This is a genomic window from Streptomyces sp. NPDC058284 (assembly GCF_042881135.1).
In the GTDB taxonomy this organism is placed as follows: Bacteria; Actinomycetota; Actinomycetes; order Streptomycetales; family Streptomycetaceae; genus Streptomyces.
The window spans coordinates 76,677-102,791 of the sequence record NZ_JBHVYE010000016.1 but is presented as its reverse complement, the minus strand read 5'-3'; the positions used below and the strand labels follow the sequence as shown (position 1 = coordinate 102,791).

Annotated in this window: 21 protein-coding genes and 1 pseudogene; 7 read left to right on the top strand and 15 right to left on the bottom strand. The window is 73.5% G+C overall.

Translation table 11 applies throughout. The annotated features are described in order from the left end of the window. Positions 1–48 precede the first annotated feature (48 nt). From ACFVYR_RS22600 to ACFVYR_RS22590, 3 genes are all read right to left on the bottom strand, one after another. The gene (locus ACFVYR_RS22600) at positions 49–5,466 is read right to left on the bottom strand and encodes a caspase family protein (protein WP_384251468.1); all 5,418 of its coding nucleotides are present in this window, start codon (positions 5,464–5,466) and stop codon (positions 49–51) included. Beyond that, positions 5,456–6,304: a hypothetical protein gene (locus ACFVYR_RS22595; protein ID WP_384251466.1), complete on the bottom strand. Its 849-nt coding sequence runs from the start codon at positions 6,302–6,304 to the stop codon at positions 5,456–5,458. The genes ACFVYR_RS22600 and ACFVYR_RS22595 overlap by 11 nt, the downstream gene beginning before the upstream one ends. 89 nt (positions 6,305–6,393) lie before the next feature. Continuing rightward, positions 6,394–7,026: a TetR/AcrR family transcriptional regulator gene (locus ACFVYR_RS22590; protein ID WP_384251463.1), complete on the bottom strand. Its 633-nt coding sequence runs from the start codon at positions 7,024–7,026 to the stop codon at positions 6,394–6,396. A 101-nt stretch (positions 7,027–7,127) separates the two neighbouring features. On the opposite strand from ACFVYR_RS22590, the gene hmgA reads away from it, so the two are divergent. The 3 genes from hmgA to ACFVYR_RS22575 are packed head-to-tail and all read left to right on the top strand — an operon-like array spanning position 7,128 to position 10,538. Continuing rightward, complete coding sequence (gene hmgA / locus ACFVYR_RS22585) at positions 7,128–8,531, top strand: homogentisate 1,2-dioxygenase (protein ID WP_384251461.1); 1,404 nt, start codon at positions 7,128–7,130, stop codon at positions 8,529–8,531. Positions 8,532–8,560: 29 nt separating this feature from the next. Next, positions 8,561–9,310: a GntR family transcriptional regulator gene (locus tag ACFVYR_RS22580; protein WP_384251459.1), complete on the top strand. Its 750-nt coding sequence runs from the start codon at positions 8,561–8,563 to the stop codon at positions 9,308–9,310. 25 nt (positions 9,311–9,335) lie between these two features. Next, positions 9,336–10,538, top strand: coding sequence for a type ISP restriction/modification enzyme (locus ACFVYR_RS22575; RefSeq protein WP_384251456.1), 1,203 nt, complete (start codon positions 9,336–9,338; stop codon positions 10,536–10,538). A gap of 19 nt (positions 10,539–10,557) precedes the next feature. Here ACFVYR_RS22575 and ACFVYR_RS22570 read toward each other — a convergent pair whose 3' ends face one another. Then, complete coding sequence (locus ACFVYR_RS22570; protein WP_384251717.1) at positions 10,558–11,007, bottom strand: TetR/AcrR family transcriptional regulator C-terminal domain-containing protein; 450 nt, start codon at positions 11,005–11,007, stop codon at positions 10,558–10,560. A gap of 70 nt (positions 11,008–11,077) precedes the next feature. Here ACFVYR_RS22570 and ACFVYR_RS22565 point away from each other — a divergent pair. Continuing rightward, positions 11,078–11,503 (top strand): annotated as a pseudogene (locus ACFVYR_RS22565) (ABC transporter permease); the annotation flags it as partial. 232 nt (positions 11,504–11,735) lie between these two features. On the opposite strand, the gene ACFVYR_RS22560 reads toward ACFVYR_RS22565, so the two are convergent. From ACFVYR_RS22560 to ACFVYR_RS22540, 5 genes are all read right to left on the bottom strand, one after another. Next, positions 11,736–12,005 (bottom strand): hypothetical protein, encoded by a 270-nt coding sequence (locus tag ACFVYR_RS22560; RefSeq protein WP_384251454.1) that lies wholly within the window; start codon positions 12,003–12,005, stop codon positions 11,736–11,738. 288 nt (positions 12,006–12,293) lie between these two features. After that, the gene (locus tag ACFVYR_RS22555; protein ID WP_384251451.1) at positions 12,294–12,752 is read right to left on the bottom strand and encodes a MaoC family dehydratase; all 459 of its coding nucleotides are present in this window, start codon (positions 12,750–12,752) and stop codon (positions 12,294–12,296) included. 55 nt (positions 12,753–12,807) lie between these two features. Beyond that, on the bottom strand, positions 12,808–14,349 hold the full coding sequence (locus ACFVYR_RS22550) for a long-chain fatty acid--CoA ligase (protein WP_384251449.1): 1,542 nt from the start codon (positions 14,347–14,349) through the stop codon (positions 12,808–12,810). Positions 14,350–14,358: 9 nt separating this feature from the next. Beyond that, positions 14,359–15,231, bottom strand: coding sequence for an amidohydrolase family protein (locus ACFVYR_RS22545; RefSeq protein ID WP_384251715.1), 873 nt, complete (start codon positions 15,229–15,231; stop codon positions 14,359–14,361). Between the two features lie 16 nt (positions 15,232–15,247). Beyond that, positions 15,248–16,159 (bottom strand): SDR family oxidoreductase, encoded by a 912-nt coding sequence (locus tag ACFVYR_RS22540; RefSeq protein ID WP_384251447.1) that lies wholly within the window; start codon positions 16,157–16,159, stop codon positions 15,248–15,250. 107 nt (positions 16,160–16,266) lie between these two features. Between ACFVYR_RS22540 and ACFVYR_RS22535 the strand changes: the two genes are divergently transcribed. Continuing rightward, a complete protein-coding gene (locus ACFVYR_RS22535) occupies positions 16,267–16,740 on the top strand; it encodes a MarR family winged helix-turn-helix transcriptional regulator (protein WP_384251444.1) in 474 nt (157 codons plus the stop codon). Positions 16,741–16,824: 84 nt separating this feature from the next. On the opposite strand, the gene ACFVYR_RS22530 is transcribed toward ACFVYR_RS22535, so the two are convergent. After that, positions 16,825–17,286, bottom strand: coding sequence for a DUF3237 domain-containing protein (locus ACFVYR_RS22530; protein ID WP_384251442.1), 462 nt, complete (start codon positions 17,284–17,286; stop codon positions 16,825–16,827). A 254-nt stretch (positions 17,287–17,540) separates the two neighbouring features. Here ACFVYR_RS22530 and ACFVYR_RS22525 point away from each other — a divergent pair, with 254 nt between their 5' ends. After that, positions 17,541–19,181, top strand: coding sequence for an ABC transporter substrate-binding protein (locus ACFVYR_RS22525; RefSeq protein ID WP_384251439.1), 1,641 nt, complete (start codon positions 17,541–17,543; stop codon positions 19,179–19,181). 35 nt (positions 19,182–19,216) lie between these two features. Continuing rightward, positions 19,217–20,668: an amidase gene (locus ACFVYR_RS22520; protein ID WP_384251437.1), complete on the top strand. Its 1,452-nt coding sequence runs from the start codon at positions 19,217–19,219 to the stop codon at positions 20,666–20,668. 62 nt (positions 20,669–20,730) lie between these two features. On the opposite strand, the gene ACFVYR_RS22515 is transcribed toward ACFVYR_RS22520, so the two are convergent. From ACFVYR_RS22515 to ACFVYR_RS22495, 5 genes are read right to left on the bottom strand one after another with little or no spacing between them, the layout of a single operon-like run. After that, the gene (locus ACFVYR_RS22515) at positions 20,731–21,522 is read right to left on the bottom strand and encodes an ABC transporter ATP-binding protein (protein ID WP_384251435.1); all 792 of its coding nucleotides are present in this window, start codon (positions 21,520–21,522) and stop codon (positions 20,731–20,733) included. Beyond that, on the bottom strand, positions 21,515–22,537 hold the full coding sequence (locus ACFVYR_RS22510; RefSeq protein WP_384251432.1) for an ABC transporter ATP-binding protein: 1,023 nt from the start codon (positions 22,535–22,537) through the stop codon (positions 21,515–21,517). Before ACFVYR_RS22510 ends, ACFVYR_RS22515 begins: the two co-directional genes overlap by 8 nt. Further along, positions 22,534–23,394 (bottom strand): ABC transporter permease, encoded by an 861-nt coding sequence (locus ACFVYR_RS22505; protein WP_384251429.1) that lies wholly within the window; start codon positions 23,392–23,394, stop codon positions 22,534–22,536. The genes ACFVYR_RS22510 and ACFVYR_RS22505 overlap by 4 nt, the downstream gene beginning before the upstream one ends. Continuing rightward, the gene (locus ACFVYR_RS22500) at positions 23,391–24,341 is read right to left on the bottom strand and encodes an ABC transporter permease (RefSeq protein WP_384251426.1); all 951 of its coding nucleotides are present in this window, start codon (positions 24,339–24,341) and stop codon (positions 23,391–23,393) included. Before ACFVYR_RS22500 ends, ACFVYR_RS22505 begins: the two co-directional genes overlap by 4 nt. Next, positions 24,338–26,020 carry a CocE/NonD family hydrolase gene (locus ACFVYR_RS22495; RefSeq protein WP_384251423.1) on the bottom strand — a complete coding sequence of 561 codons (1,683 nt, stop codon included), beginning with the start codon at positions 26,018–26,020 and terminating at the stop codon, positions 24,338–24,340. Before ACFVYR_RS22495 ends, ACFVYR_RS22500 begins: the two co-directional genes overlap by 4 nt. Positions 26,021–26,115: the final 95 nt, after the last annotated feature.

Below are 26,115 nucleotides of genomic sequence, written 5' to 3'. Positions count from 1 at the left end.
AGCGTTAACAAGATGTTGACGCGCGAGCAATAAGCGCAAAACTCCTGGTCACGGCCGCGTCTCGGGCGCACTCACGGCAGGTGTGTCCAGCAGGATCACGCCGTTGCGGGTGGCCACGGCCAGCTCGCCACCGGGCCCGGCCGCCAGTCCCGTGCACACTGAAGGGAGCTCGACGCCCCGTCGTACGGCCCCGTCCCGGACCCCGGCGACCAGCAGCGTCCGGCGGCCCGCCACCGCGTACTCCTCGGCCCCGGGCAGGATCGCGGCGTAGCGGGCCCCGTCCAGCGGCGTCGGGTGCCTGCGCGCCGGGCTCACCTCGGCATACGTGGCCCTCCCGGCCCCGGCGCGAAGGTCCGCGACGACGGGGGCGAGGGGCAGCGTCCGGGTGACGCGGGCGCCGACGGCCACCAGCTGCGGGCCCGCGGGCTCGGAGCCCGGCCGGGCCGGGACGACGGCCAGGGCCCGCACCGATGTCAGGTGGGGCAGCCGGGTGCGGTGCCCGGTGGCGAGGTCGATCACGTACAGGCCGCGGGTCATCGGCACGCCGAGCAGCAGCCGGTCGGCGCAGCGCAGCACGGTCGCGCCGCCGGGCGTCAGCTCCGAGCGGCCGTGGAGGAACGCGCCCTCGTGGAGCGGTCCGCGGCCGATGGCGTACACCGAGCCGTACGAGCTGTCGGGGCCGAACGGGCCGAGGCTCAGTGCCAGCGCCCCGTCGGGTACCCCGGCAAGGCTGGAGTCCGGCGCGGACGTGGGCAGGACGACGTCGCGCAGCACCGTCCCCGCCGGGCGCCCGGACACCGTGAGGTCGAGGTCCCAGTACTCCACCACCCCGAGCTCGCTGCGTGCGAACAGCGCGGGCCGGGGCGGGCCCGAGGGCCGGGGGCAGGGGGCCGCGAGGAGTTCCGCGACACCGCTCTCGCACACCGGCCGCAGCTGGTGGCGCAGCGCGCCGTCGGCCCCGTCCCGCACCTGGACCGTGCCGTCGGACCCGCCGACCGCCACGGCGGTGGCACCGTCCGCGGTGAACACCGCGACAGCCGTGGCACCGGGCACGGCGTCGAGGGCCTCCGTCACCTCCCAGCCGTCCGCGCCCTCCGCCAGGTGCCACACCGTTCCCCGCTCGTCGGCGCACAGCAGGCCACCCCCGTCCGCCTCGGCCAACGCCCTCACCGGCAGCGGGAGTCGGCGTTCCCAGTCCCCGCCGGACAGCGCGACGAGGCGGCGGTCGCCGCCCGCGCTGAAGGCCCGTACGCCCGGCGCGCTCCCCCGCGCGAAGGCGAGGGCGTGCACGGGCGCGCCGTGCACCCGGCGCGGCGGGCCGACGGGCCGGCAGGCGGGCAGGTCCCAGGCGCGGACGGTGCCGTCGTCGGCGCCCACGAGCAGCCGTCCCGAGCCGTCGGGGTCGAGGGCCAGCGCCGTGGTCCAGGCCGGGGGTCCGGGCACGGGGCCGAGCGCGTACCAGCGGCCGTTCGTGACGTCCCAGCAGGCGACGCGCCCGCTGTCGGTGGCGGCCACGACGACGTCACGGCCCCGCACCCGGCCCGTCGCCAGCGCGGTGACGATGCCGGGGACGGTGAACCGCTCCTCCCTCAGGGGCACTTGGGCGGGCAGCGTCAGGACCGTCACCCGGCCGCCGACCTCCCCCGCCGCCACCAGGCCCTCACCCTTGAGGGTGGCGCCCACGGCGGCGCAGGAGACCAGCGGTCTCGTCCACGAACCCGCGCCCGGCAGCGCCCGCCGCCACAGCTCCCGGTGCCCTTCGACGTCCCAGCAGCGGATGAGGTAGTCCTGTCCGACGCTCACGACGGCGGGTCCGGCGCCGCGCACGGCGCCCACCGGGCCCACCGCGATCACCGGCGCCTCGTGAGCGGTGATCTGCGTGGAGTCGGCGGCGTGCGGGCCCGCCCAGAGCCGGATCACTCCGTCGCGGCTGCCGATCACCGTGGTGGCACCCGCCGCGCAGAGCGCCGAGGCATCGTTCCATCCCACCTGTCCACCGACGCGGTCGCCGGTGACCAGGTCGTACAGCTGCAGTCCACGCCCGTCCGCCTGCACGCTCACGCACTCCGCGGAGCCCAGCCGGAACGTCGCGAGGCGCACCCGGGCCCCCCGTCCGGTGCGCAGCGGCAGACCGACCGGGCGACCGCTGTCCAGGTCGACGCGGTGCAGTTGCCCGTCCCTGGTGGCGACGGCCACGACCCACTGCCGGCCCAGCCGGTGCACGGCGAGCGCCCGGGGCGGCACGGCGTCCTCAAGGAGCGTGCGCACGGGCGCCCGGTCGGTCAGCGAGGTCAGCCGGACCGTGCCGTCCGCGCCCGCCGTGACGACGAGTTCGCCCCGCGCGTGACCGGCCACGTACACGAGGTCGAGCACCGCGCCGTCGTGCCCGGTGGGCACGGCCTCGCCGGGCTTGTCGAGGTCGGTGACGCGCACGGTGGCGTCGGAGTACCCCGCGAGCACGCGACGGCCGTACTCGGCGGGCAGCGCCGCCAGGGCGGTGATCCGCCCCGCCGTGGGCCGCTCACCGTCCCGCGTGACATGGCGTACGGGGACCGCCGTGAGATGCCGCTCCAGCCGCTGCCGGTCCCCGCTCGTGTAGGTGGCCAGTGCGCGCCGTTCACGCCGGGACGGGCGCGTCGCCAGGCGCTTCGTGGACAACGTGTACTCCAGGCAGGAGCCGTCGGCGAAGCGGAGCACCGCCCCGGTGGGGCCCAGGCCGTCCGATCCGCCCCAGACCTGCACCTGCCGCGCCGCGCGCAGTCCGTGACGCTGGTGTCCGGCGTCGGCCACCGGGTGCGGCGGCAGCCGCCAGCAGGTGTAGCGCCGCCGGGAGGCGTCGAAGACGTGCAGCAGCCGCCACATCTCGTAGCGCGTCTCCCCCTGCACCCATCGCACGCCGGTGAAGTGCGACAACGCCGCGGCGCAGCCCGGCAGTCGGGGCGTCACGGTCCAGCTGCCCGCGTACAGCGGCTCGTCGGTGCCCGGCAGCTCCACGCGATCCCCGGTGTCCAGGTCCCACAGCGCGGCCCCGGACGCGGAGCGCCGCTGCTCGAGGAAGTACGCCCCGGTTTCCGTCGGCACCACGATGCCGCTCGCGAGCAGGGCGTCCATGCCCTCGTAGCGGCGCGCGCCGCCGTGCGGGTTCCAGGCGGCCCACCGGGCCCGCCACGGCAGGTCCCCCCGGTCGCACGACGCGGCGAGTCCGGTCGCCTTGCGGCAGACCGCGGCGAGCCGCAGCCGCGCCCGGCTCTCCGGGTCGGCGACGCGCGCCCGGCGGCCACGCAGCAGCTCCTCCACGTCCCGCACGGCACGCCCGGTCCGCCGCCCCTCGGCCGTACGCAGCCGGGGCAGCACGGCGAGCAGCTGGTCGGGGTCGGCGGTGAGCACGAAGTCCGCATCCGCCACCAGTGGGTCGAGGACCCCGCCCGCCGCCGCGTGCAGCGCCAGGTACTTGCGTACGTAGGGGTGGTCGACGCCGCCGAGCACGCGCGTGACCACCCGCTGCACCCGTTCGGTGTCCTGGCCCTCTCTCAGGTACTCGATGAGGGCGAGATGGTAGACGCGGTAGACGGAGTCGCCGTCCTCGACGTCCTCGACGACGTACGAACCGGCGGCCCCCCGCAGCCAGACGATGTCCTCGTCGCCGTAGGAACCGCCGCTGAGCGCCGCCGCCAGGCGCGGCCACATCCCGGCCCAGGGCAGCCCGGCGCCCTGGGCGAAGGCCAGCGGGCGCAGCAGGTCGCGGGCGCGGTCGGCGAGCGGGCCGAGGCGCTGCTCCAGGTCCCGCTCCATGGCCTCGCCGGGCAGGCGGGGCAGCTCGTCGCGCCAGCGCTGGTCGTACGGGTCGGCGGCGTGGGTCTCGCGGGCCGTGGTGCGCGCGGTGATCCGGGCGACCAGGAAGGAGCGTCCGGCCGCATCGGCGATGGCCCGGGCGATGGCATCCACCTGGGCGGGTGGTGCGGTGCACAGCACCGAGTCCGGCGGGGTGAGGAGTTTGCGGGCGTAGGCGCAGACGGCCTCCGGGTCGCCGTAGCGCTCGTCGTCGAGGTCGACGCGGCTCGCGGCGGCGGGCAGCAGCCGGGCGATGTGGGGGCGGGCGCCGATGAGGAGGCGCACGGGGAGCCGGCGCCTCGGGTCGGTGAGCGGGGCGATGAGTTCCTCGACGGCCACCTGCGGATCGAGCGCCTCGTCGAGGGAGTCGATGAGGACGACGAGCGGGTCGGTCCTGGCCTGGAGGTGGGCCGCCAGCGCACCGAGGGAGGTGGCGGCGCAGCCGGCGGCCGCGGAGAGCGCGTCGAGGAGCTGCTGCTTCGTCTTGTGGCCCGCGTTGACGGCCGCGTCCACGTCGCCGGGCCCCGGGAGCGTGGCGGGCAGCCCCGCGCGGGGCACCGCCGCGCCGTGGGCCGCGTCGGTGAGCACGGCGACCATGCCGAGCAGCGAGGACTTGCCGGAGCCGGGACCGCCGGTGACCACGCAGAGCCGGTCGGCGGCGCGCCGCGGCGCGAGCCAGCCGGTGACGTCGGTCAACGCGGTGTGCCGGCCGGTGAAGTCCCAGACCTCTTCGGTGGGTACGTCGGTGCCGCGCGCCCTGGGCAGGAAGAACCCGGTCAACTCGGCCTGCCTCGCGCGGCGTTCACGTCCGGCAAGCTCGACGATGCGGTCGATCTCCTCCAGCTTGAGACCCGAGGCGCCCGGGACGTGGCGGGGGTTGGGGAGGAAGTCGGGGATGTCGGCGACGGCGTGGGTCAGGGACCAGCTGGTGCGCTGGGTGCGTGGCACTCGCGGGTCGGCCTTGACGGCGCGCATGACCTGGCCGATGCCGATGTGGGCGGGGGCGTTCCCGGCGGTGGCCCGGCTGCGCACGGCCCGGTCGAAGGCCGCCGAGAGGGCTCCGGCCCTGGCCTCCTCCTTGCGCCGGGACGCGGCGACGAGCACCAGTCCCGTGCTGTCGTGGTCGGTGAGGGAGGTCTGGAACCTGCGCGCTTCGAGGGCGGCGCGCAGCGCGCGGTCGGTGCCTTCCTCGGCGTAGCAGGCGTCGAGCAGGACGAGGAGCCGCTCGACGGGGGTGTCCTCCCACAGCAGGGCCACGAGGTCCTCGGTGGGCAGGGCGGTCCCCCGCAGGTCGGCCGCGTCGCTGTCGGCGAGGAGGAGGTAGTGGCGGCCGCTGCGTTCGGCGGTGACGCCGTGGCAGGCGAGGTAGAGGGCCACGTGGTCGGCGGGTCCGCGGTCCGGGTCGGTGGCGAACTTCCGCAGGGCTTTGGTGAGTTGTTCGCGGGTCGGGTCGAGGCCCAGGTCGGCGCCGCGGTGGTAGCCGAGTTCGCCGAGGAAGAGCCGGTCGATGCGGGCCACGTCGTCGGCGAGTTCGGGCAGCGCGGCCTCGGGGTGCGCGTGCACGTGCGCGACCGCGGTCGACAGCAGGAAGTGGCGCCGCGGCGCGGGCGGGACGGCGGGGGCGTCAGTCGGCACCGAGGCCCTCGCCCACCGCTCTGCCCGCCTCCCCGGTGCACAGGTAGCGGGTCACGTCGTGCGCCTGTGCGCCGTTGTGCACGAGGTGGCAGCGCACCCGCTCGCCGAACAGCGGACGCAGGTCCTTGACGAGGGCGACCACGTCGCCTTCGTCGGCGATGTTGGTCCAGTGCCGTACGGAGCCCGGCCACTGGCCAGGACTGCCGGTCCGCAGGCGGTCGAAGACGAGGTGGCGGATCCCCAGCGGGGAGCCGAGCGTCAGCAGCGACCGTACGGGCCATTCGGGGTGTGCGCAGAGGGCTTCGTAGGCGACGACGCCGCCCAGGGAGTGGCCCACGACGACACGGGTGTCGTCGGTGACGGCAGCCGCGACCCGGCGCTGCGCCTCGGCGCTGATGTCGGGGTCGGTGAGGTAGGCGGCGACCTGCTTGAGGTCGAGGACCAGGGAGCGCAGCGCCACGCCGGCGAAGAACCGGGAGCGGCTCAGCGCGTTGAGGGCGCTCTGCACGGTGTGCGGGGTACGGGCGAGGGTGCGGGCGTCGGGCGGGACGACGGCGGGGTCGGTGCGGGCCGCCTCCTCCCACCATCGCTGGAGCAGTTCGCTCTCCAGCTCGTCGGCGACGTCGGCGGCGTCGAGCGGCGGGTCCTGCACGGACAGGGTGCGGCCCGCGGGCCGGAACAGGTTGCCGTAGAAGACGCAGGCCACGTCCGACGCGGCGAGCGGCCCGGTGGCGGCGCGGAGCAGGCCGTCGGCGAGCGCCGGGTGCCAGGTTGCGTGCAACTGGGCCTCGCCCACGTGCTGTTGTCCGATCCCGTGGACGCACACCACCCGTGCCATGTTCCCCCTCGGCCCGTCACCGCGTGCGATCACCTTAGCAACGGGCCGCATTCCGGGCGCTGTTGCAGCAGAATCCGGGGAACCGCCGCTCAGCCCAGCGACCGTGCGAAGTAGGCGTGCAGCAAGGTACGGGCCTCCTCGATCAGCTCCGCGTCCCCTTCCGGAGCGGCCCGGAACGCCAGCTGGAGGACCGCGTCGACGGCCTCGACGCCGACCAGCGTCGTGCGGCGCAGGACGGCGTCGAGCGGGCGGTCCAGGTGGTCCGCGAGCAGGGCGGCCACCCGCTCGGCGACCCGGAGGTTGGCGTCGGGCATCGCGTCGGGCGCGGAGGGGACACCGAAGTCGACGAGGCCGAAGCCGGGGACCGTGCGCATCATCGCCAGGTACTCGTCGAAGGCCGCGTCGACGGCGCCGCGCCAGTCGCCGCGCCCGAGGCCGGTGACGCGCTCGGCCACGCGCCGGGCGTACGCGTCGAGGTTGCGGTGGGCGAGGGCGTCGGCGAGGGCCCGCTTGTTGCCGAAGAAGCGGTAGACCGAGCCGATCGGGACGCCGGCGCGCTGGGCGACGGCGCGGGTCGTGAGGCCCTCGTAGCCTGCCTCGTCGAGGACGGCGGCGCAGGCGTCCAGGATCCGGGTCAGCCGTTCGGCGCTGCGCTCCTGGACGGGTACGCGGCGCATGGAGGCCGGGGGGCGCGGTTCTTCCGGCCGGTTCGGGTGGGGCATTCCGGGAGAGTAGAGCACCGCTCACATTCCCCGCTCCCCCTTGCGGAAGGAAAACGTGAATCCTACGGTGTCCCATAGGAATCATTGACGAGGGAGCGGTGATGAGCGGGCACCAGGCAGGCAACGTGAACCGGACGGACGCGGACCGGGCGGGCGCGGACGGGACGGGTGCGGACCGGGCGGGCGCACACGACGCACGGAAGGCCGCCGAAGGGCTGGCCCACCTCTCCGGCTTCGGCAACGAACACAGCTCCGAGGCGGTGCCGGGCGCCCTGCCGCACGGCCGCAACTCCCCCCAGCGCGCGCCCCTCGGCCTCTACGCCGAGCAGCTGAGCGGCAGCGCGTTCACCGAGCCCCGGGCGCACAACCGCCGTTCGTGGCTGTACCGCATCCGCCCCTCGGCCGCGCACCCGCGGTTCACGCGCGCCGACAACGGCGCGCTGCGCACGGCCCCCTTCGCCGATTCGGTGCCCGACCCGAACCGGCTGCGCTGGAACCCCCTGCCCGAGCCCGCCCCCGGCACCGACTTCCTCGCGGGCCTGTGGACGCTCGGCGGCAACGGCGACGCGACGCAGCGCACCGGCATGGGCATTCACCTCTACCACGCCGACACCTCGATGCGGGACCGGGTGTTCAGCGACGCGGACGGCGAGCTGCTCATCGTGCCGGAACACGGCGGGCTGCTCCTACGCACCGAGTTCGGGCTGCTGCACGCCGAGCCCGGCGAGGTCGCGCTGATCCCGCGCGGGGTGCGCTTTCGCGTGGAGCTCCTCGACGCGCGCGCCCGCGGGTACGTGTGCGAGAACTACGGCGCGCCCTTCCAGCTCCCCGACCTCGGGCCCATCGGTGCCAACGGGCTGGCCAACGCCCGGGACTTCCGGGCGCCCGTCGCGGCGTACGAGGACGTCGAGGGGCCGGTGGAGGTGATCAACAAGTTCTGCGGCAACCTGTGGCGTGCGACGTACGACCACTCGCCGCTCGATGTCGTCGCCTGGCACGGCAACCACGTCCCGTACGTCTACGACCTGCACCGCTTCAATGTGCTCGGCTCGATCAGCTACGACCACCCGGACCCGTCGATCTTCACCGTGCTGACCTCGCCGTCCGACACCCCGGGTCTCGCGGGCGTCGACTTCGTGGTGTTCGCGCCGCGCTGGCTGGTGGGCGAGGACACCTTCCGGCCGCCGTACTTCCACCGGAACGTGATGAGCGAGTACATGGGCCTGATCGAGGGCGCGTACGACGCGAAGGCTGCCGGAGAAGGGGGATTCGTGCCGGGCGGCGGCTCGCTGCACAACATGATGTCCGCGCACGGCCCCGACCGGGAGACCTTCGAGAAGGCGTCGGCGGCCGAACTGAAGCCGCAGAAGATCGACGACGGCCTCGCCTTCATGTTCGAGACGCGCTGGCCCGTGACGGCGACGGAGCAGGCGGCGACCGCGTCCCACCTGCAGCGCGGTTACGACGACGTATGGCAGGGTCTGGAGCGCCACTTCCGCAACTGACGCAAAACGACCTCTGATTCGGAGAGACCGTGACCGCTTTCGCCCCGGACTCGATCGTCCTGAATCGGAAACTGCCGCTCTGGTACCAGGTGTCGCAGTCCCTGCGCGCCTCGATACTGGGCCGCTCCCCCGACGCCCCGCTCCGGCTGCCCACCGAGGAGCAGCTGGCGGGGCACTACGGGGTGAGCGTGCTGACCATGCGGCAGGCGCTCAAGGAGCTGGAGGACGAGGGGCTGATCACCCGCCACCGGCGGCGCGGCACCTTCATCGAGCCGAGCGCGCAGCGCGGCTCCCCCGTCCGGCTGCTCGGCTCGGTCGACGCGATCGTGGCCCAGCAGTCGGGCATGACGACCCGGCTCCTCGACCACGGCACGGTCCCGCTCCCCGCCGAACTGGCCGGGTACTTCCCGGGCTCGGCCGAGGTGGCGGCGTACCACCGGCTGCGCTGCGACGAGAAGACCGGCGAGCCGACCAACCACGCCCGCAACTACGTACGCCCCGAACTGGCCGCCCGCATCGAGCCGGACGATCTGGTGCGCTGGCCCATGACGAAGGTCCTGCGCGACGTGGTGGGCATCCGCATCAGCCGCATCACCGACACCGTCGAGGCCACGCTCGCCGACCCGGAGACCGCCCGGCTCCTCGAAGTGCCGCTGCTCAGCCCGATCCTGCACTACACGGGTGTCACCTACGACGAGGAGGGGCGGACCCTCGACGTCGCCCGCATCCACTACCGGGGCGACCGCTTCTCCTTCTCGGTCACGCTCGACGCGACGTGACGGGCGCGGGCGGGCACGTCGTACGATGCCCGGCGTGACGCACGACGAAGCGCCGCTGCTCGCGGACCTCATGCCGTGGTCCGTCGCACCGCTCCGGCCGGGCCGCGGGTGGCCGATGGGCCCGGACGCCGCATCCCTCAGGGCCCGTTGGGCGGCCCTCGTCCGCGCCGAGGGCCCCGAGCGCGAGGCACTCTTCTGCCCCACGCGCGCCCGCACACCGCACACCGCGGTGGCGCAGCTCCCCGGCCACCCCGCGGGCACGGGCCGCATCGCCAGGGAGAGCGGCCCCTGCCCCGAGCCCGTGCGCGTCCTGCACGGCCCCTTCGACGAGCAGTGGCTGATCCCCGACCACCGCCTCCTCGACGTCGCCCGCCCCGAGCTGTGGCGGGTCGCGGGCGAGGGGCAGCTCTTCGCCGTCGAGCAGGGATACGTCCCCGGCGCCCCCGGACCCGCCGTCCTCGCCTCGGCGGTGCTGCCGGACGGGCGCTCGCCGGCCGGGCGTCCGGGCCGCATCAGGCCGCTGTTCCGCCGACCCGGGGGCCTGGAGCCCAATGTGGCGCCGGGACTGCTCGCCCAGCTCTCGGGCGTGCTCGGCCAGGACGTCACGGCGCGCGCCCTGCTCGCCTGGGTGCTCGCGGCGGGCACCGCGTCACCGGCGGGCTGCCGGGTCCCCCTCACCCGCGACGCCGACGTCTGGGCGCGGGGCGTGGAGCTCGGACAGCGCCTGCTCCGGTTGCGGATGCGGGGCGACGGCGAGCGCCCGAAGCTGCCCGGCGGTCGCAGGCCGTACGTCAGGGCGCCACTGCCCGCGTGGCCCCGCGCCCTGTCCTACGACGCCGAGCAGGAGGTCCTGCGGATCGGCGAGGAGGGCGTCGTCTCGCCGGTGCCGCGGGAGGCCTGGGAGTACGAGGTGAGCGGTGTGCGGGTCGTCGAGCGGTGGTTCGCGGTGCGTACGCGGGACGCGGAGGCGGGGACGCTGGAGGCGATCCGGCCCGCGGCCTGGCCCCAGCCCTGGACGTCCGAGCTCCTCGAACTGATCACGGTACTCGCGCTGACCGCGGAACTGGCCCCACGCCAGGAGGAGTTGACGGCCACGCTCGGCACACCGCTCACCGAGAGCGAGCTGCGCCGGGCGGGCGTCCTGCCCGTCCCCGACACGGCGCGGCGCCCCGCTTCGGTCCTCGACCACCGCGAAGAGGGCCCCGACGGGCAGTTCGCCCTGATATGACACAGGCTCCGAGCGTCGGCTACCCCGCTCCCGGCACGTCCGAACGGGACCGGAACGAGTCGAGAAGCCGCCGAAGCGCACGCTCGAAGCTCTCTTCGGCGTCGCCGGGGGCCGGTGCCTGCGCCAGCACCCCCGCGAGCCGCGGGTAGGCTCCGGCCGCCAGCTGCGCGGCGAGGTAGGCGGAACGCGCCTCCTGCTCCTGCTCCGGCGACCACGGCAGGCTCCTGGCGCGCTCGGCGACGGCGATCTCGTTGGCCACGGACGTCAGCACTGTGCCGTTGACCATGGCGATGAGCTCCATCTTGGTGCCGTGCGGCGCGTCCAGTGCCTCCAGGATGCCGAGGCAGTGCTCCAGGTACCGCAGCACGTTCGGGCTGAAGCCGTACCCCGTCGCGGGCACGGACATGACGCGCACCATCCACGGGTGCCGGTGCAGGATCGTCCGGGTCTGCCGTCCGATGGCGAGCATGCCCGCGTACCAGTCGCCGCCCACGGCGTCCTCGGACAGCTCGTACTCGCCGCCGGCCGCGTCGGCGATGCCGCTGTCGCTCGTCGGGCTCGCCATGGGGTGGCGGGTCGAGGGCGGGCCGCTCGCGGCGGTCGGCGCGTTCGGGCTGCTGCTGCTCTTCCGGTTCGCGACCACCTGGGTCGGGATCCTGCTCGGACTCGCCTCGCGGAGCGAGGAGGCGGCGGGGCAGCTGGGCAGCGCCACGTTCATGCTGCCGCTGCTGTCGAACGCGTACATCCCGGCCGACGGGCTGCCCTCCTGGCTGCGCCTGGTCGCCGAGTGGAATCCGATCAGCGCGGTGGCGACGGCGGTACGCGACCTGTTCGGCAACGCCCCCGTCCCGGCGGGCGCGGCCTGGCCGGTGGCGCACCCCGTGGCGGGCTCGGTGCTGTGGTCGCTGGTGCTGCTCGCGCTGTGCGCGCCGCTCGCCGGTACGCGCGCGGCGCAGGACGCTAGGAACGTCCGGCGCAGGCCTGGAACAGCCACTGGGCCGCCACCCGGGGAGTTGGGGCGTGGCGGCCCGGCGGTCGTTGACGGCCCGGCTGGGATTCGACGGCCGCGGAAGGTGCTCGGAGACGGGCTCGGGGCACGGGGCGGCCGGGACAGGTGGTGACAGGTGACGGGGTGAGCGGGGTGGGTGGGAAAGATCCGCCGCGGAGCGGCGGTTCCGTCCCGGGGACCACCCGCGGTCAGCGTCCGCCGAACAGCGAGCGCCGCAGCCTGCGCAGTGGCGCGAAGAGCGAGACTCGCCTCACTCGGGCACCCCTGCTACTCCGGGCGTGCGCGGCGTCACGTGAGGTCAGCTCACGCATCAGCAGCGTCGCCTCGTACGACTCGCGCTGCGGGACGGCGGGGCCGCCCAGCACCGAGAGATGACGATCGAGACGCGAACTGCTCGCGCTGCTGCCACAGGTGATCGCAGGGACACGCGCCCTGCTGCGCACCGTTATCTGTTCCATGTCACTCCCCACCCGTACGAGGGCACCCGGCCCAGGGCAGGTTAACCCTATCGCCCTGCCACGACACTCGTGTATCCCGGTCACAGGATTCACCTACCCTGCAAGGAGGTTGACGATTACTCTCCGAATCCGAGTGATTCCAGGGCGAGTTGGACATACGCCCCCACGTCGGGGCGGGAAGCACCTCCGCCGGGCCCCGCGGCGCTCACGGCCGACGCGCGCCCCCTGGCGCCGAGCGGATGCGACGTGGGGTATCTCACGTGCCGTCGCCGGGAACCGGCGCGGTGGTCAGGCGTAGTGCCGGTAGACGGCACGGGCGACGCACGCGGGCTTCCCGCCGCCCTCGACCTCCACGGTGAACGTCAGTTCCAGCTGCACGCCGTCTCCCTTGACCGCCGTCACGGAGTCGACGGCGCCGTGCAGGCGGATCTTCGCGCCGACCGGTACCGGGCGGGGAAAACGGACCTTGTCCAGGCCGTAGTTGACGCTCATGGACACCCCGGTGAGTTCGAGGAGTTCACCGAAGAGAGGGATGATCAGGGAGAGGGTGAGGTAGCCGTGGGCGATGGGGCCGCCGAAGGGGCCGTCCTTCGCCCGCTCCGGGTCGGTGTGGATCCACTGGTGGTCGTCGGTGGCGGTCGCGAAGGTGTCGACGCGGTCCTGGGTGATCTCCAGCCAGTCGGTGCGGCCGAGATCCGTACCGGCGAGGGCCGTGAGGCCGGCGAGGCCATGGGCGACAGCGGGCATGGGAGTGCCTTTCGAGGAGGGTGACCGGACGGGCGCCGGTAACGGTGGCGGGGGTCTACACATTCGGGTGGGACGCGCGCACCGCGGCCTTGACGACCTTTCCGGAGGCCGTGCGCGGCAGGCTCCCGGCGAAGGCGACGGATCGGGGCACCTTGTACTTGGCGAGGCGGTCCCGCAGGTGGGCGAGGAGTTCGGCAGCGCTCGTACGGGCGCCGGTTTCGAGGACGACGACGGCGTGGCCGCTCTCGCCCCAGGTGTCGTCGGGCACGCCGACGACGGCGCACTCGCGGACGGCGGGGTGCGCGAGCAGCGCCCGCTCGACCTCGGCCGGGTAGACGTTCTCGCCGCCGGAGACGTACATGTCCTTCACCCGGTCGACGATGTAGGCGTATCCGTCGTCATCCGTCCGGGCGATGTCACCGGTGCGCAGCCAGCCGTCGTCGGTGAGCGCGGCCGCCGTGTCCGCGGGGCGGCCCCAGTAGCCGGTCATGACGTTCGGGCCGCTGACGTGGATCTCGCCGCTTCGGCCCGGCGGCGCCTCGCCGCCGTCCGGCAGGACCACGCGGGTGTCGGTGAAGAAGTGCGGCAGGCCCGCGGAACCCGCCTTCGCCGCACTCTGCTCCCGGTCCAGCAGGAGGATGCCGGGGGACGCCTCGGTCATGCCGTAGCCCTGGCCGAACGCCAGTCCGCGCGCGAGGTAGGTCTCGATGGTGCGGGCGGGCACCGGCGCCCCGCCGCAGTTGAGGGTGCGCAGGCTCGACAGGTCCGCGCTCGCCCACCGGGGCCGGGCGGCCATCGCGTCGTACATCGTGGGAACGCCGAACATGCCGGTCACGCGGTGGTGTTCGATGGCGTCGATGACGGTGTCGGCGTCGAAGGAGCCGAGCAGCACCACGCGACCGCCCTTGAGGAGGGTCGGCAGACACGTCATGTTGAGGGCGGCGGTGTGGAACAGCGGGGCGACGGCCAGGGTGACCTCGTCGCCCGCGAGATCGCTGTCGACCAGGACGTTGACGCTGTTCCAGGTGACGTTGGCGTGCGAGAGGACGGCGCCCTTGGGACGGCCTGTCGTCCCCGAGGTGTACATGATCATGCAGGGGTCGTCGGGGGCGACGGCCTCGTCCAGGGGCTCGGTCGCGGCGCCGTCGAGCAGCTCGTCGTAGCCGACGGCGGCCGTACCGGACGCGCCGGACGCGCCGGACGCACCGAGGGCGACGCGGTGGCGTACGCCGGCCTCTGTGGCGGCCTCGGCGGCCGTGGCGCCCTGCTCGGTCCCGTGCACGAGGACGGTGGCGCCCGCGTCGGAGAGGTTGTACGCCAACTCCGCTGCGGTCAGCCGGGTGTTGAGGGGTACGAAGACGGCGCCGAGCACGCCGGCCGCGAACAGGGTCTCGACGAAGGACGGGTGGTTGGGGCCGAGGTGGGCGACCCGGTCGCCGCGGCCCATGCCGAGGGAGCGCAGCCCGTGGGCCAGGCGCAGCACGCGCCGGTGCAGCTCCCGGTAGGTGGTCTCGGTCTCCTCGTGGACGAGGGCGACGCGGTCCGGTGTCCTGCGGGCCCGGCGGGCCGGCCAGGAGCCGATGCCTTGGTTCAGCACGGCGCCCCCTCAGTCCTTGGTGAGGCCGAGCAGGCGGGCGGCGTTCTCCTTGAGGATCTTCGGCCGGACCTCGGGCTTGATGTCGAGCTCCGCGAAGTCGGCCAGCCATCGGTCGGGGGTGATGACCGGGTAGTCGGAGCCGAAGAGGACCTTGTCCTTCAGCAGCGTGTTGGCGTAGCGCACCAGTTGCGGCGGGAAGTACTTCGGGGACCAGCCCGAGAGGTCGATGTGGACGTGCGGCTTGTGGGTGGCGACGGCCAGGGCCTCGTCCTGCCAGGGGAAGGACGGGTGGGCGAGGATGATGCGCAGGTCGGGAAAGTCCACCGCGACGTCGTCGACGAGCATCGGATTGGAGTACCCCAGCCGGATGCCGCCTCCGCCGCGCACCCCGGCGCCGATGCCGGTCTGCCCGGTGTGGAACAGCGCCGGGACACCCAGCTCCTCGATGGCCTCGTACAGCGGGTACGCCATCGGGTCGGCGGGCGAGAACCCCTGGATGCTCGGGTGGAACTTGAAGCCGCGGACGCCGTGCTCGATCACCAGGCGGCGGGCCTCGCGGGCGCCCGCGCGCCCCTTGTGCGGGTCGATGCTCGCGAACGGTATGAGCACGTCGGCGTGGGCGGCGCAGCTCTCCGCGATCTCCTGGTTGGAGATCCGCGGGTGGCCGGTGGCGTGTTCGGCGTCCACGGTGAAGACGACGGCGGCCATCCGGCGTTCCCGGTAGTACGCGGCCGTCTCGTCGATGGTCGGCTGCCGGTGCCCGTGGGCCTTGAAGTACTTCTCGGAGGCGCCGAACAGCTCGGGGCTCAGGGCTCCGTGGCCGTCCTTGGAGATCTCGGCGTGGGTGTGGACGTCGATGGCGGTCAGCGCGGCGACGTCGATGGCCGGGGCGTTCATGTCAGGCCTCCGGTGTCCGGGGTGCGGGGATGCCGTACGTCTCGGGCTCGGCGCCGACGCCGCGGTGCCACTCCTCGCCGATCGCCTCGGCGCTCCAGCCGCCGTCGGCGAAGGCGACCGCCTTCTCCTTGGGGTGCGCCCACAGCGCGAGGCGGTCGCCGCCGATGCCGATGGCCTGTCCGGTGACGTCCTTCGAGGCGTCCGATGCCAGGAAGGTGATCAGGCCCGCCACGTCCGCCACGGTGCCGAGGCCCTCGTCCTTGCGCAGCCACCCCGGCAGGGGGGCGCCGGTGCGCTCCGACTCCTCGATGACGGGTGCGAAGGCGGGGATGGTGCGGGTCATCTCGGTGGCCGCGACCGGGACCACCGCGTTGACGGTGATGCCGGAGCGGGCCAGTTCCATGGCCCAGGTCCTGGCCATCGCCACGATGCCGGCCTTCGCGGCGGCGTAGTTGGTCTGGCCGAAGTTGCCCCGCTGGCCGGCGGGCGACGAGATCAGGACGAGGCGGCCGCCGACGCCCTGTTCGCGCATGCGGACCGCTGCCGCGCGGGCGCAGGTGAAGGTGCCGCGCAGATGGACGTCGACCACGGCGTCGAAGTCGTCGTCGGTCATCTTCCAGAGCACCCGGTCGCGCAGGATGCCGGCGTTCGTGACCAGGACGTCGAGGCCGCCGAACTCCCGTACCGCCGTGCCGACGACCAGGTCTGCGCTCTCACTGCCGCCCACCGCCGCCACGACACCCGCCGCCCTGCCTCCCGCGGCGGTGATGGCGCTCACCGCGGCGTCCACCGCGTCCGTGTCGACGTCGTTGACGACCACGGCGGCGCCTGCCTCGGCGAGGGCGCGCGCGTAGGCCAGACCGAGACCGCGACCGCTGCCGGTGACGAGGGCGACCTTTCCCTGCAGATCCATGACTGAGCCTCATTCGACATTTCGATTGACAGGAATCCTGTTGATTGCTTGATGGGCGTCATGGTCTCCATCAACAGGATTCCTGTCAATGGCTTAGGGTGGCCGTCATGACGGAACGGACGGTGCCCGCGAGCACGGAGGAGACGGGCGCGAACAGGGCGGACAAGGCGGGCCCCTCCCTGCTCTACCTGGTCAAGCGGGCCGAACTCGTGGTGCGCGCCCGCCTGGAGGAGCTGCTCAGGCCCGCGGGCATCACCGCGCTGCAGTACACCGCCCTCACAGTGCTCGAGCGGCACGACGGGGTCTCGGCCGCGCAGCTCGCCCGGGACTCCTTCGTCACCGCCCAGACCATGGCCGACATGGTCCGGGCCCTGGAGGGGCGCGGCCTCATCCGCCGCGAGCCGAACCCCCGCAACCGCCGCGAGAAGGTCATCCTGCTCGCCGACGCAGGACGCGGGCTCCTCGCCGACCACGCCGAAGCGGCCCGCCTGCTCGAACAGCGCATGGTGCAAGAGCTTTCGCCCGACGAGGTCGAGCGATTCCGGAGCGCGCTGAAGAGCGCGCACCGGTCACTCGCCTGAGACCGGGAGGCCGGGAAACCCTGGGGCCGGGAAGCCGTAGGGCCCGGGAAGCCCGCGCGCTTCCCGGGCCCCACGCGTCCGCCGCTACCTGACGGCGTACATCCGGATGGCCACGACGTCGTCGCCCTCGGGGCGGGCGAGCCCCACGAAGACGGTCTCCGCCAGCCACCGGTGCGCCGCCGCGTCGGTCCGGAAGACCGGTGAAGTCCGGTAGTAGTGACCGGACTCGGAGACCCGCAGGCCGCCGTCGTTCTGGTCCGGGGCCTCGGCCTTGGGACGGTAGAAGCCGCGGTTGACGATGTCGATCACCGCACCGTCGTCGGCCCGCAGCAGGTAGCGGGCGTCGAGTTCGCAGACCTCGCCGCGGGTGCTGCTCCAGTCGCCTCCGCCGGCCAGCACCTGCCCGCGCAGCATCGGCCCCTCCACCTCACCTCCGACGATCGGAGTGAACTCGGTGACCTCGCCGTCACCGTGGCCGATGTGGAGCGTCTCGCCGACTCGGGCGCGGATCTCGAACGCGAAGTCGAGGGCGGGCGTGAACGTCATCGTGAAGTTCCCTTCCATACGGGCGGATCGGGTCGCCGTACCGGCACGTGGACACGCCGTGGGGCGGAGCGGGACGAAGGCGTCACGGGGTCTTGACTCGTTCACCCGTGCGGTGCAAGCGTGTCATGCAACAACGTTATATGACGTTCGTTTATCTCGGCAGGCCGCCACTCGTGCGGTTTCGCTTCCTCTACGCCTCCTCTCCACGTCTCCCCCCGCTTCCTCCTCCCTCTCCCGGCAAGGAGCCCCAAGCCATGGCCGCAACGAGACACACCCTGACGGCGCTGGCGAGCGCGGGCCTGCTGGCCGTGACGGCCTGCACCTCCTCATCCGGTACCGGCGCCGCGGGCAAGCCGCGGCTCACCACCACCACACCGGCCGGCACCGGCGAGGTGGACCGGGTCACCTGGGCCCTGCCGTACGGCGAACCGACCACCCTGGACCCCGCGAAGGTCGGTGACTACTCGCCGCAGACCGTCGAGGCGAACCTCTGCGACACGCTCATGCGGATGAACGCCGACTTCTCCATGAGCCCCGGCCTCGCCAGGAAGCTGACGTGGAAGAACGACCGCGCCCTGGTCCTGGACCTGCGGCCGGACGTCAGGTTCTGGGACGGGTCCCGGATGACGCCCGAGGACGTCGCCTACAGCCTGCGCCGGCAGACCGATCCGAAGACCCAGGCCCTGTACGGCAATTTCCTCGACGCGGTGAAGTCCATCGAGGTCACCGGCCCCGCCCAGGTCACCCTGCGCACCACGTCGTACGACCGGACCCTGCCCAAGGCGCTCGCGACACCCTTCGGCGCGGTCAGCCAGCAGGCGTACACGCGGAAGGCGGGCGCGTCCTACGGGACGGCGCGTGGCGGCCTCATGTGCACCGGGCCGTTCAGGCCCGCCTCGTGGAAGTCCGGCGACAGCATCACCCTGAAGCGCAACGACGCCTACTGGGACAAGCGACTGCGGCCGAAGGCCGGGGAGATCGCGTTCAAGTTCATCACCAACAGCAACACGCTCACCAGCGCGTTGCTCTCCGGTGAGGTGGACGGCACCTACGAACTGCCACCCACCGGCGCGGCGGCGCTCGCGAAGGCACGGAACGGAGCGGTCCACCTCGGCCCCTCCACCCAGAACGTGCTGCTGATCCCCGGCGACGCCAAGTCGCCCGCGGCGGACCGGCGGCTGCTGGACGCCCTCTCCACCGCGCTCGACCGCAGAGCCCTCATCAAGAACGTGTTCGACGGCGACGGCACCGTGCTGAAATCACTCGTCCCGCCGCTCACCTGGCACGGTGATCCCGCCGCCGAACGGTACGACGCCGCCTACAAGGCCCTGCCCGCCGTGCCCGAACCCGATGTCGAGCGGGCCGAAAAGCTGATCGCGCGGGTGGGCCGCCCCGGGCGGGCACTGGTGGCGGCCGTCCCCGCGGGGGACCAGCGCGGGCTGCAGACCCTGACCTTCGTCCAGGCGGCGGCGGAGAAGCTCGGCGTCCATCTGAGGATCAAGCAGCTCCAGCCCACCGAGATGTCCTCGCTCTTCTACGACCCCGGCATCCGCAAGGGCCTCGATCTCATCCTCACCTTCGGATACGTCGCCATGCCCGACCCCTCCTCGTACGTGGCGGAAATGGTCACGCCACGGGGGATCTTCAACTGGACGCACTACGAGAACGCCCGGGTCACCCGCCTGCTGGACAAGGCGCGCACGACGTCCGACCCGGCACGCTCCGCCGAGGCGTACGCCGACGCGCAGGCCCTGTTCACCCCCACCGTGCCGGTCACCTACCTGGCCACCACGCACGAGCGGATGTTCATGAACCGGCGCGTCAGCGGAGCGCCCAGCTCCTTCGCCTATCTGGGCATGCCCTGGGCCGCCCACCTCGGCGCGACGAAGAAATGAACCCCGCCCGCCCTCCTCACGCCCCGGAGTCGACGATGACCGACGCACACGACGAACAGCCCCTGTGGGACCGGACGGCCGCCGGGCTCACGGCCGGGATACGCGCCGGAACCTTCTCCGCCACCGAAGTGGCGGCGGCCTTCCTGCACCGCGTCGACGAGGTCAACCCGGCTGTCAACGCCTTGGTCGACGTCCGTGCCGACGAGGTGCTCGCCCGGGCCGCCGACGCCGACGCGGCGGTCGCCTCCGGCGCCACGCTCGGGGCACTGCACGGCGTACCGGTCTCCACGAAGATCAACACCGCTCAGCGCGGATACGCCAGTTCGCACGGCGTCCCGGTCTGGGCCGGTGCCGTCACCGACGACGACGCGGCCTGCGTCGCGGGGCTGCGTCGGGCCGGTGCCACGCTCCTTGGCCGCAGCAACAGCCCCGCCTTCGGGGTGCGTTGGTTCACCGCCAACGACCTGCACGGCAGGACGCTGAATCCGTGGAGCGAGGCGCACACCCCCGGCGGCTCCTCCGGTGGCGCCGCCGCCGCGCTCGCCCTCGGCATGACCCCGATCGCCCAGGGCAACGACATCGGCGGTTCGGTCAGATTCCCCGCGTACTGCTGCGGCGTGGTGGGTCTGCGGCCCACGGTGGGGCTCGTCTCCGCCATGGAACCGGGGGGCCAGGAGGAGTTCGACGCCCCGCTGTCGTTCCAGACCATGGCGGTCCACGGGCCGCTCGGCCGCACCGTCGACGACGTACGGCTCGCCCTCGACGCCATGATCACCCCGGATCTGCGGGACCCGGTGGGCCTGCCCGAGCGCCCCTCCCCCGGCCCGGCGGGCCCCGTCGAGGTCGTGATCGTGCGCGACGCGGGGCTCGCCAAGCCGCACCCCACGGTGGACGCCGCCCTCGACCGCGCCGCCGCCTGGCTCGGCGACGCCGGCTACCGGGTGGACGAGGCCGAGCTGCCCCTGCTCGGCGAGGCGGCCCGGCTGTGGTCGCTGCTGCTGTACGAGGAGTTGCGGACCATGCTCCCGGAGATCGAGCGGTTCGGCGACGACTCCGTACGCGTCTCGCTGGCCGCGTCGTTCGACGCCGCCGCGGAGTTCTGGGGCGAACGGCCCACCCTGGAGACGTACATCAAGGGGTACGCCCGGCGCGGCACCCTCATCACGCGCCTGCAGCGCTTCCTCGGCGACGGACGGATCCTGCTGACGCCGGTCTCCGCGGAGCCCCCGTTCGAGCAGGACGCGGACATGGCGGGCGCCGGCCGCATCCGCGAGGTCCTCGCCGCGCAGTGGCCGATGCAGGCCGTGCCGGTGCTCGGTTTCCCCGCGCTCTCCGTGCCGACGGGCGTCCGAGACGGCCTGCCGACCGGGGTGCAGCTGATCGGCGGCCGGTTCCGCGAGAACCTGCTGCTGCACGCCGCGTCCGCGATCGAGGCGCGCGCACCGCGGCTGCGGCCAGGACCCGGCCGGGTCCGCTCCGACGACTGACCGGCAGAGGCCCCCCGGGCAACCGGGGGGCCTCGACTCTGCTGTTGCGACGGGCCCGTGGCTCAGGCCACGGGCCTTTCGGGCGTCCTTCTGCGCGGCTTCCAGCCCGGCTTGGGCACCGAGTCGATGAGGCGGCGCGTGTACGGATGCCGCGGGCGCTCGAGTACGTCCACCACAGGGCCCTGCTCGACCACCCGGCCGGCCCGCATCACCAGGACCTCGTCGCTGACGCGGGGCACGACGCCGAGGTCGTGCGTGATGAACAGCAGCGCGGTGCCGGTCCGCGCGCGGACCTCCGCGAGCAGACCGAGGATCTGCGCCTGGATGGACACGTCGAGCGCCGCGACGGCCTCGTCGAGGATCAGCACCCGCGGCTCTGCGGCCAGCGCGCGGGCGATGGCCACCCGCTGCCGCTGGCCGCCCGACAGGGCCCTCGGCAGGGCCCCGGCCTGCCGGTCGTCGAGCCCCACCATGTCCAGGAGTTCCGCGACCCGTGCCGTGAGCGCGCCACCGCGCAGGGAGCTGTGCAGCCCGACCGCCTCGGCGAGGGCGTCACGCACCCGCTGGCGCCGGTCGAGCGAGGCGTAGGGGTCCTGGAACACCAGCTGGACCTGCCCACCGCGACGGCGCCGCTCACGCGCCCCTACGCGCCCCGCCCCGCGTTCGTCGCCCTCGACGACGATCCGCCCCGAGTCCGGCCGCTCCAGCCCCGCGATCATCCGCGCCGTCGTCGTCTTGCCGGACCCGGACTCGCCGACGACGGCCAGCGACCCCTGCCGGGGAAGAACGAACGAGACGTCGTCGACGGCGGCGAAGTCCCCGTAACTCTTGCTCAGTTGACGTACCTCAAGCACGGCGGACCGTCTCCTCGGCCGACGGGGTGTGCGGGAAGTGGCAGGCCGCCGTCGACCCACCGGCGGCGCGCGGCAGCGGACGCTCCCCGCGGCACACGTCCCGCGCCCGCGGGCACCGGTCGGCGAAGGCGCAGCCGTCCGGGGTCTCGAAGCCGGAGAGCGGCCTGCCGGTGATGGCCCGCAGCTCGGCGCGGGTGTCGCCGACCGCGGGGCGGGAGGCGAGGAGGGCGCGCGTGTAGGGGTGGGCCGCGTCGTGGTGCAGCCGGGCGGCGGGCAGGTCCTCCACCGTGGTGCCCGCGTACATGACCGCGACGCGGTCGCAGACGGCCGCGGCGAGCTCCAGGTCGTGGCTGATGAACAGCATCGCGAGGCCGCGGGCCTCGCGCGTCTCGCCGATGATGGCCATGACCTCTTCCTGTGTGGTGACGTCGAGGGCCGTGGTGGGCTCGTCGGCGAGCAGCAGGCGCGGTTCGGCGGCCAGCGCGGCGGCGATCATGACGCGCTGGAGCAGGCCGCCCGAGAGTTCGTACGGGCGCTGCCTCATGCGCCGTTCGGCGTCGCCGATGCCGACTTCCCGCAGGATGCCCGTGACCCGGGCGACGGCGTCGGCGGCGCGGACACCGCGCGCGGTCGTCAGGCCCTCCACGAGGAAGTCACCGACGCTGCGCGCGGGGTTGATGTGCGCGCGGGGGTCCTGGAACACCATGGCGACCTCGGCGGCGCGGAGCCGGCGCAGGCGCTCGCGGCTCATGTCCGGTACGGACTCCCCGGCGAAGAGCACCTTCCCGTGCGTCCGGGCGCCGTCCGGCAGCAGGCGCAGGACGGCGCGTGCGGTGAGGGACTTGCCCGATCCTGACTCGCCGACCAGCGCCAGGGCCTCCCCTTCGCCGAGCCGTGCGTCGACGCGGTGCACGGCGGTCCGCAGGGTTCCTTCGAGGGGCAGTTCGATGCCCAGGCCGTCGATGTCGAGCAGGGGTGGTGTCAGGTGCGCTGGTGTCAGGTGCGCTGGTGTCATGTGTGTGCTCCGAGCAGGCGGCGGGAGAGCCCGGTCCCCAGCAGGTTGAACGCGACCACCACGACGACGATGACGAGGCCCGCGTACAGCGACTGCTGCGGTTGTCCGGCCAGGATCGAGGGGGCGCCGCCCGCCACCATCAGCCCCCACTCGGGCCTCGGAGGTTGGCTGCCGAGCCCGAGGAAGGAGATCGCGGCCACGTCGAGCAGGGCGTAGCCGAAGCCGATGGTGGCCTGGACGAGGACGAGCGGCAGGAGGTTCGGAAGGAGGTGCCTGAGCCAGATGCGGGGCGTGGCGGCCCCGAGGAGCTGGAGTGCCGCGATGTAGGGCAGGCCGCGCTCCTTGACGGCCGCCGCCCGGACCACCCGGGTGATGAGCGGGAGGTACGCGATCGAGAGGGCGACGACCGGGGCGGTGAGTCCGGTGCCGAAGACGGCGGCGGCGAGCACGGCCATGATCAGGCCGGGGAAGCCGAAGACGATGTCGAGCGCGCCGGAGACGAGGCGGTCGAGCCAGCCACCGGTCCAGGCGGCGGCCAGCGCGAGCAGGGTGCCTGCGGTGGTGGAGACGAGGACGACCGCCGCGGGGGCCGCCAGGCTGGCGCGGGCGCCGCAGACGAGGCGGGAGAGGATGTCGCGTCCGGTGTCGTCGGTGCCGAGCGGATGGGCGGGGCCGGGGCCCGCGTTCACGTTGAGCGGGTCCACCGCGTTCGGGTCGTGCGGCGCGATCAGCGGTCCGAGGACGGCGAGCAGGACGAAGAGGGCGACGACGCAGCCTGCCGCGCGGGTCGCCCCGTCGCGCGGGCGGGCCGCGGCGCGCGCGGTGCCCGCGGTGCGGCCGAAGAGTGTGCTGGTCATGGGGTGCCCTTCCGTGCGGCCCGCGGATCGAGCGCGGCGCCGACCAGGTCGACGAGGGTGTTGATGACGACGAAGGCGACGACGAAGACCAGCGAGACGGCCTGGACGGCGGCCATGTCCTGCTTGGCGGCCGCATCGATCATGAAGGCGCCGAGGCCGCCGGTGCCGAACGCCTGCTCGGCGACGGCCGCGGTGGCGATGAGCCCGGCGATGCCGACGCCGGAGACCGCGAAGACGGGCCCCGCCGCGTTGTGCAGCACGTGCCGCCGGATCACGACGGATTCGGGCACGCCGCGCCCGCGGGCGGTCTCCACGTGCTCGGAGCGCAGTTCCGCGCGTACGGCGGTCCGGGTGACCTGGGCGACGTAGCCGATCCAGGTCAGGGCGAGCGCGACGGCCGGCAGCGTCAGGTGGGACAGCGTGCCGGTGAACCCCGTGCCGCTGCCGTACACCGGGAACCAGGGCAGCCGGACGGCGAACACCCAGATGAGCAGCGCCGACATGACGAAGGTCGGCACCGCCATGGCGCCGGCCGTCACCGCGGTCACCAGGGTCTCGACCCGCCCTCCGCGCAACGCGGCCAGTGTGCCGGTGAAGGTGCCGAGGGCGAGGACGAGGACGGCGGCGTAGACGACGAGGGCGAGGGTGTGGCCCGCCCGGTCGCCGATCAGGTGGGCGACGGTGTCGCGGTAGACCAGCGACCTGCCGAAGTCGCCGTGGAGACAGCCGCTCAGCCAGTGCCAGTAGCTCTTGAGGAACGGGTCGTCCAGGTGGTACTCGGCCCGGATCCCGGCGAGCACCGCCGGGTCGGGGCTGCGGCTGCCGCCGACGAGCAGCGTGGCGGGATCGCCCGGCGCGAGGAACAGCGCCCCGTGGATGGCCAGGCTGGAGAGGGCCACCGTCACCAGGAGCGCGGCGAGCCGGGTCGCGACGAACCGGAGGGTCATCGCTGGTCGTCCCCCGGGTTCGCGGGCAGCACCGTGAGCCGTACGAGGGCCGGGTGGTCCGGTCCTGTCCGAAGCGTCTGGAGGCTGGCCTTGGGGGCCGCGGTGCGCCAGGGGTCATCGTGGGTGCCGGAGTTCGGGAGGTGGTTGGGGAAGTCGCTGCCGGCGATCATGAGCGTCAGGCGGTGGCCCCGTCGCACCCGGTAGCCGGTGTGGCCGAGGGAGACGGCGACGGTGCCCGGCGCGTCCGCCTGGGCGCAGCCGCGCACGATCAGCCGCGCCGTGCCGTCAGGGGCGAGGTCGAGGAGGCGCACGAAGACGTCGAACGTGGGCGCCGTGCTCATGGCGGACAGCAGGACGTGTACGGGGCCCGCGAGGTCGAGCGGTGTCTCGTGGGCGTCCGTGGTGAAGACGAGGACGTCGTCGCGGTCCGCGGTGCGCCGTTCGTCGGGATGGTCGCGCAGCAGCGCGAAGGTGTCCCGGGTGGCCGAGGGCACCAGGTCGTCGGGGTCGTACCGCCAGTGCGCCGACTCCTCGGCCGCGGGCGGCGTGGCGCGCAGCCGCCCGCCCGGGACCGGACCCGCGGCCGATCCGGCTGCGCCGAGGTGGAGTTCGAGCGGCGTCGCGCCGGGCGGGGGCCAGCAGGGGGCCGTGCGCCAGCCGGCGTGGCCGAGCCTCCAGCGGACGCGCGGGAGGGTGTCGGGCCGTGCGGTGCCCTTGAGGAAGACGTCGAAGAAGTCGAGGGCCGGGCCGGTGTACGCGTCGAGCATGCCGTCGAGCGCCGCGTCGCTGAGCTGGTGGTCGCGGTCCGCGGGCACCGGGGCGTCGTCCAGGCAGTAGTTCTCGTGGTCGACCGCGTCTGCGACGAGGTACTGCACGGCCGGCCAGCCGGGGCGCCGGTCAAGTTCCGTGTAGTCGCGCATGTGGGCGGCGCCCAGGTTGTCGAACCAGCCCACGCAGTGCAGCACCGGGACGGGCCGCGCGTCGTAGGGGTGCGGGCCGTCGTACGCGGGCAGCGGGATGCCGTCGACGATGAGGTCGAAGCCCGCCGAGCGCTTGCCGACGGCCCGGAAGGCCTCCTCGTACGCGTCGGTCAGCGGGCGTCTGGTGAGGTCGGCCGCGAAGTCGTAGCTGTCGTTGTCGATCCACACGTGGGCCTGGTAGTCGGCGCCCTCCAGCCACGGGGGCTGCCGGCCCGCGCCGGGATCGTAGCTCGCCACACCCGGTCCGTTGGATGTGCACGTCACGCGGGGCACGATCGCGCGCAGGGCGGGGTGCTGGCTCGCGACGGCGGACCACTGGGTGAACCCGTAGTAGGAGTCGCCGAACATGCCGACGATCCCGTTCGACCACGGCTGGCGCGCGATCCACTCGATGGTGTCGAAGCCGTCGGCCGTCTCGCCGGTCCAGCCGAGCGTGGCGCCCTGGGAGCGGAACTTGCCCCGCACGTCCTGGACGACCATCACGTATCCGCGTGCGGTGAACCGCTCGGCGACCTTCTCGAAGAAGACGTACCGGCTGTTCTTGTCGTAGGGCAGCCGGACGAGCACGGCGGGGGCCGGTTCCTCGCCGACGCCGTACACATCGGTCGCCAGCAGGATCCCGTCGCGCGTGCGCACGTGGTGCTGGCGGGCCCGGTCGGACAGGGGCTGGGGCGTGACACGCTCGAAGGCAAGGCTCATGACGGTCCTCCACGCAGAGGAGACATTGAGAAAAACAGTGTGATATAACAACGTTGCATTTAACTGCCGACACCGTCAACCCCCCTCTCTGAGCT

What these genes read in the sequence shown, in the direction of transcription:
- ACFVYR_RS22520 (WP_384251437.1), top strand. Translation starts at nt 19,217, where the DNA reads ATGACCGACGCACACGACGAACAGCCCCTGTGGGACCGGACGGCCGCC.
- ACFVYR_RS22555 (WP_384251451.1), bottom strand. Translation starts at nt 12,752, where the DNA reads ATGCCCGCTGTCGCCCATGGCCTCGCCGGCCTCACGGCCCTCGCCGGT.
- ACFVYR_RS22505 (WP_384251429.1), bottom strand. Translation starts at nt 23,394, where the DNA reads ATGACCAGCACACTCTTCGGCCGCACCGCGGGCACCGCGCGCGCCGCG.
- ACFVYR_RS22530 (WP_384251442.1), bottom strand. Translation starts at nt 17,286, where the DNA reads ATGACGTTCACGCCCGCCCTCGACTTCGCGTTCGAGATCCGCGCCCGA.
- ACFVYR_RS22575 (WP_384251456.1), top strand. Translation starts at nt 9,336, where the DNA reads ATGCCCGGCGTGACGCACGACGAAGCGCCGCTGCTCGCGGACCTCATG.
- hmgA (WP_384251461.1), top strand. Translation starts at nt 7,128, where the DNA reads ATGAGCGGGCACCAGGCAGGCAACGTGAACCGGACGGACGCGGACCGG.
- ACFVYR_RS22570 (WP_384251717.1), bottom strand. Translation starts at nt 11,007, where the DNA reads ATGCTCGCCATCGGACGGCAGACCCGGACGATCCTGCACCGGCACCCG.
- ACFVYR_RS22525 (WP_384251439.1), top strand. Translation starts at nt 17,541, where the DNA reads ATGGCCGCAACGAGACACACCCTGACGGCGCTGGCGAGCGCGGGCCTG.
- ACFVYR_RS22495 (WP_384251423.1), bottom strand. Translation starts at nt 26,020, where the DNA reads ATGAGCCTTGCCTTCGAGCGTGTCACGCCCCAGCCCCTGTCCGACCGG.
- ACFVYR_RS22510 (WP_384251432.1), bottom strand. Translation starts at nt 22,537, where the DNA reads ATGACACCAGCGCACCTGACACCAGCGCACCTGACACCACCCCTGCTC.
- ACFVYR_RS22590 (WP_384251463.1), bottom strand. Translation starts at nt 7,026, where the DNA reads ATGCCCCACCCGAACCGGCCGGAAGAACCGCGCCCCCCGGCCTCCATG.
- ACFVYR_RS22560 (WP_384251454.1), bottom strand. Translation starts at nt 12,005, where the DNA reads ATGGAACAGATAACGGTGCGCAGCAGGGCGCGTGTCCCTGCGATCACC.
- ACFVYR_RS22535 (WP_384251444.1), top strand. Translation starts at nt 16,267, where the DNA reads ATGACGGAACGGACGGTGCCCGCGAGCACGGAGGAGACGGGCGCGAAC.
- ACFVYR_RS22500 (WP_384251426.1), bottom strand. Translation starts at nt 24,341, where the DNA reads ATGACCCTCCGGTTCGTCGCGACCCGGCTCGCCGCGCTCCTGGTGACG.
- ACFVYR_RS22595 (WP_384251466.1), bottom strand. Translation starts at nt 6,304, where the DNA reads ATGGCACGGGTGGTGTGCGTCCACGGGATCGGACAACAGCACGTGGGC.
- ACFVYR_RS22540 (WP_384251447.1), bottom strand. Translation starts at nt 16,159, where the DNA reads ATGGATCTGCAGGGAAAGGTCGCCCTCGTCACCGGCAGCGGTCGCGGT.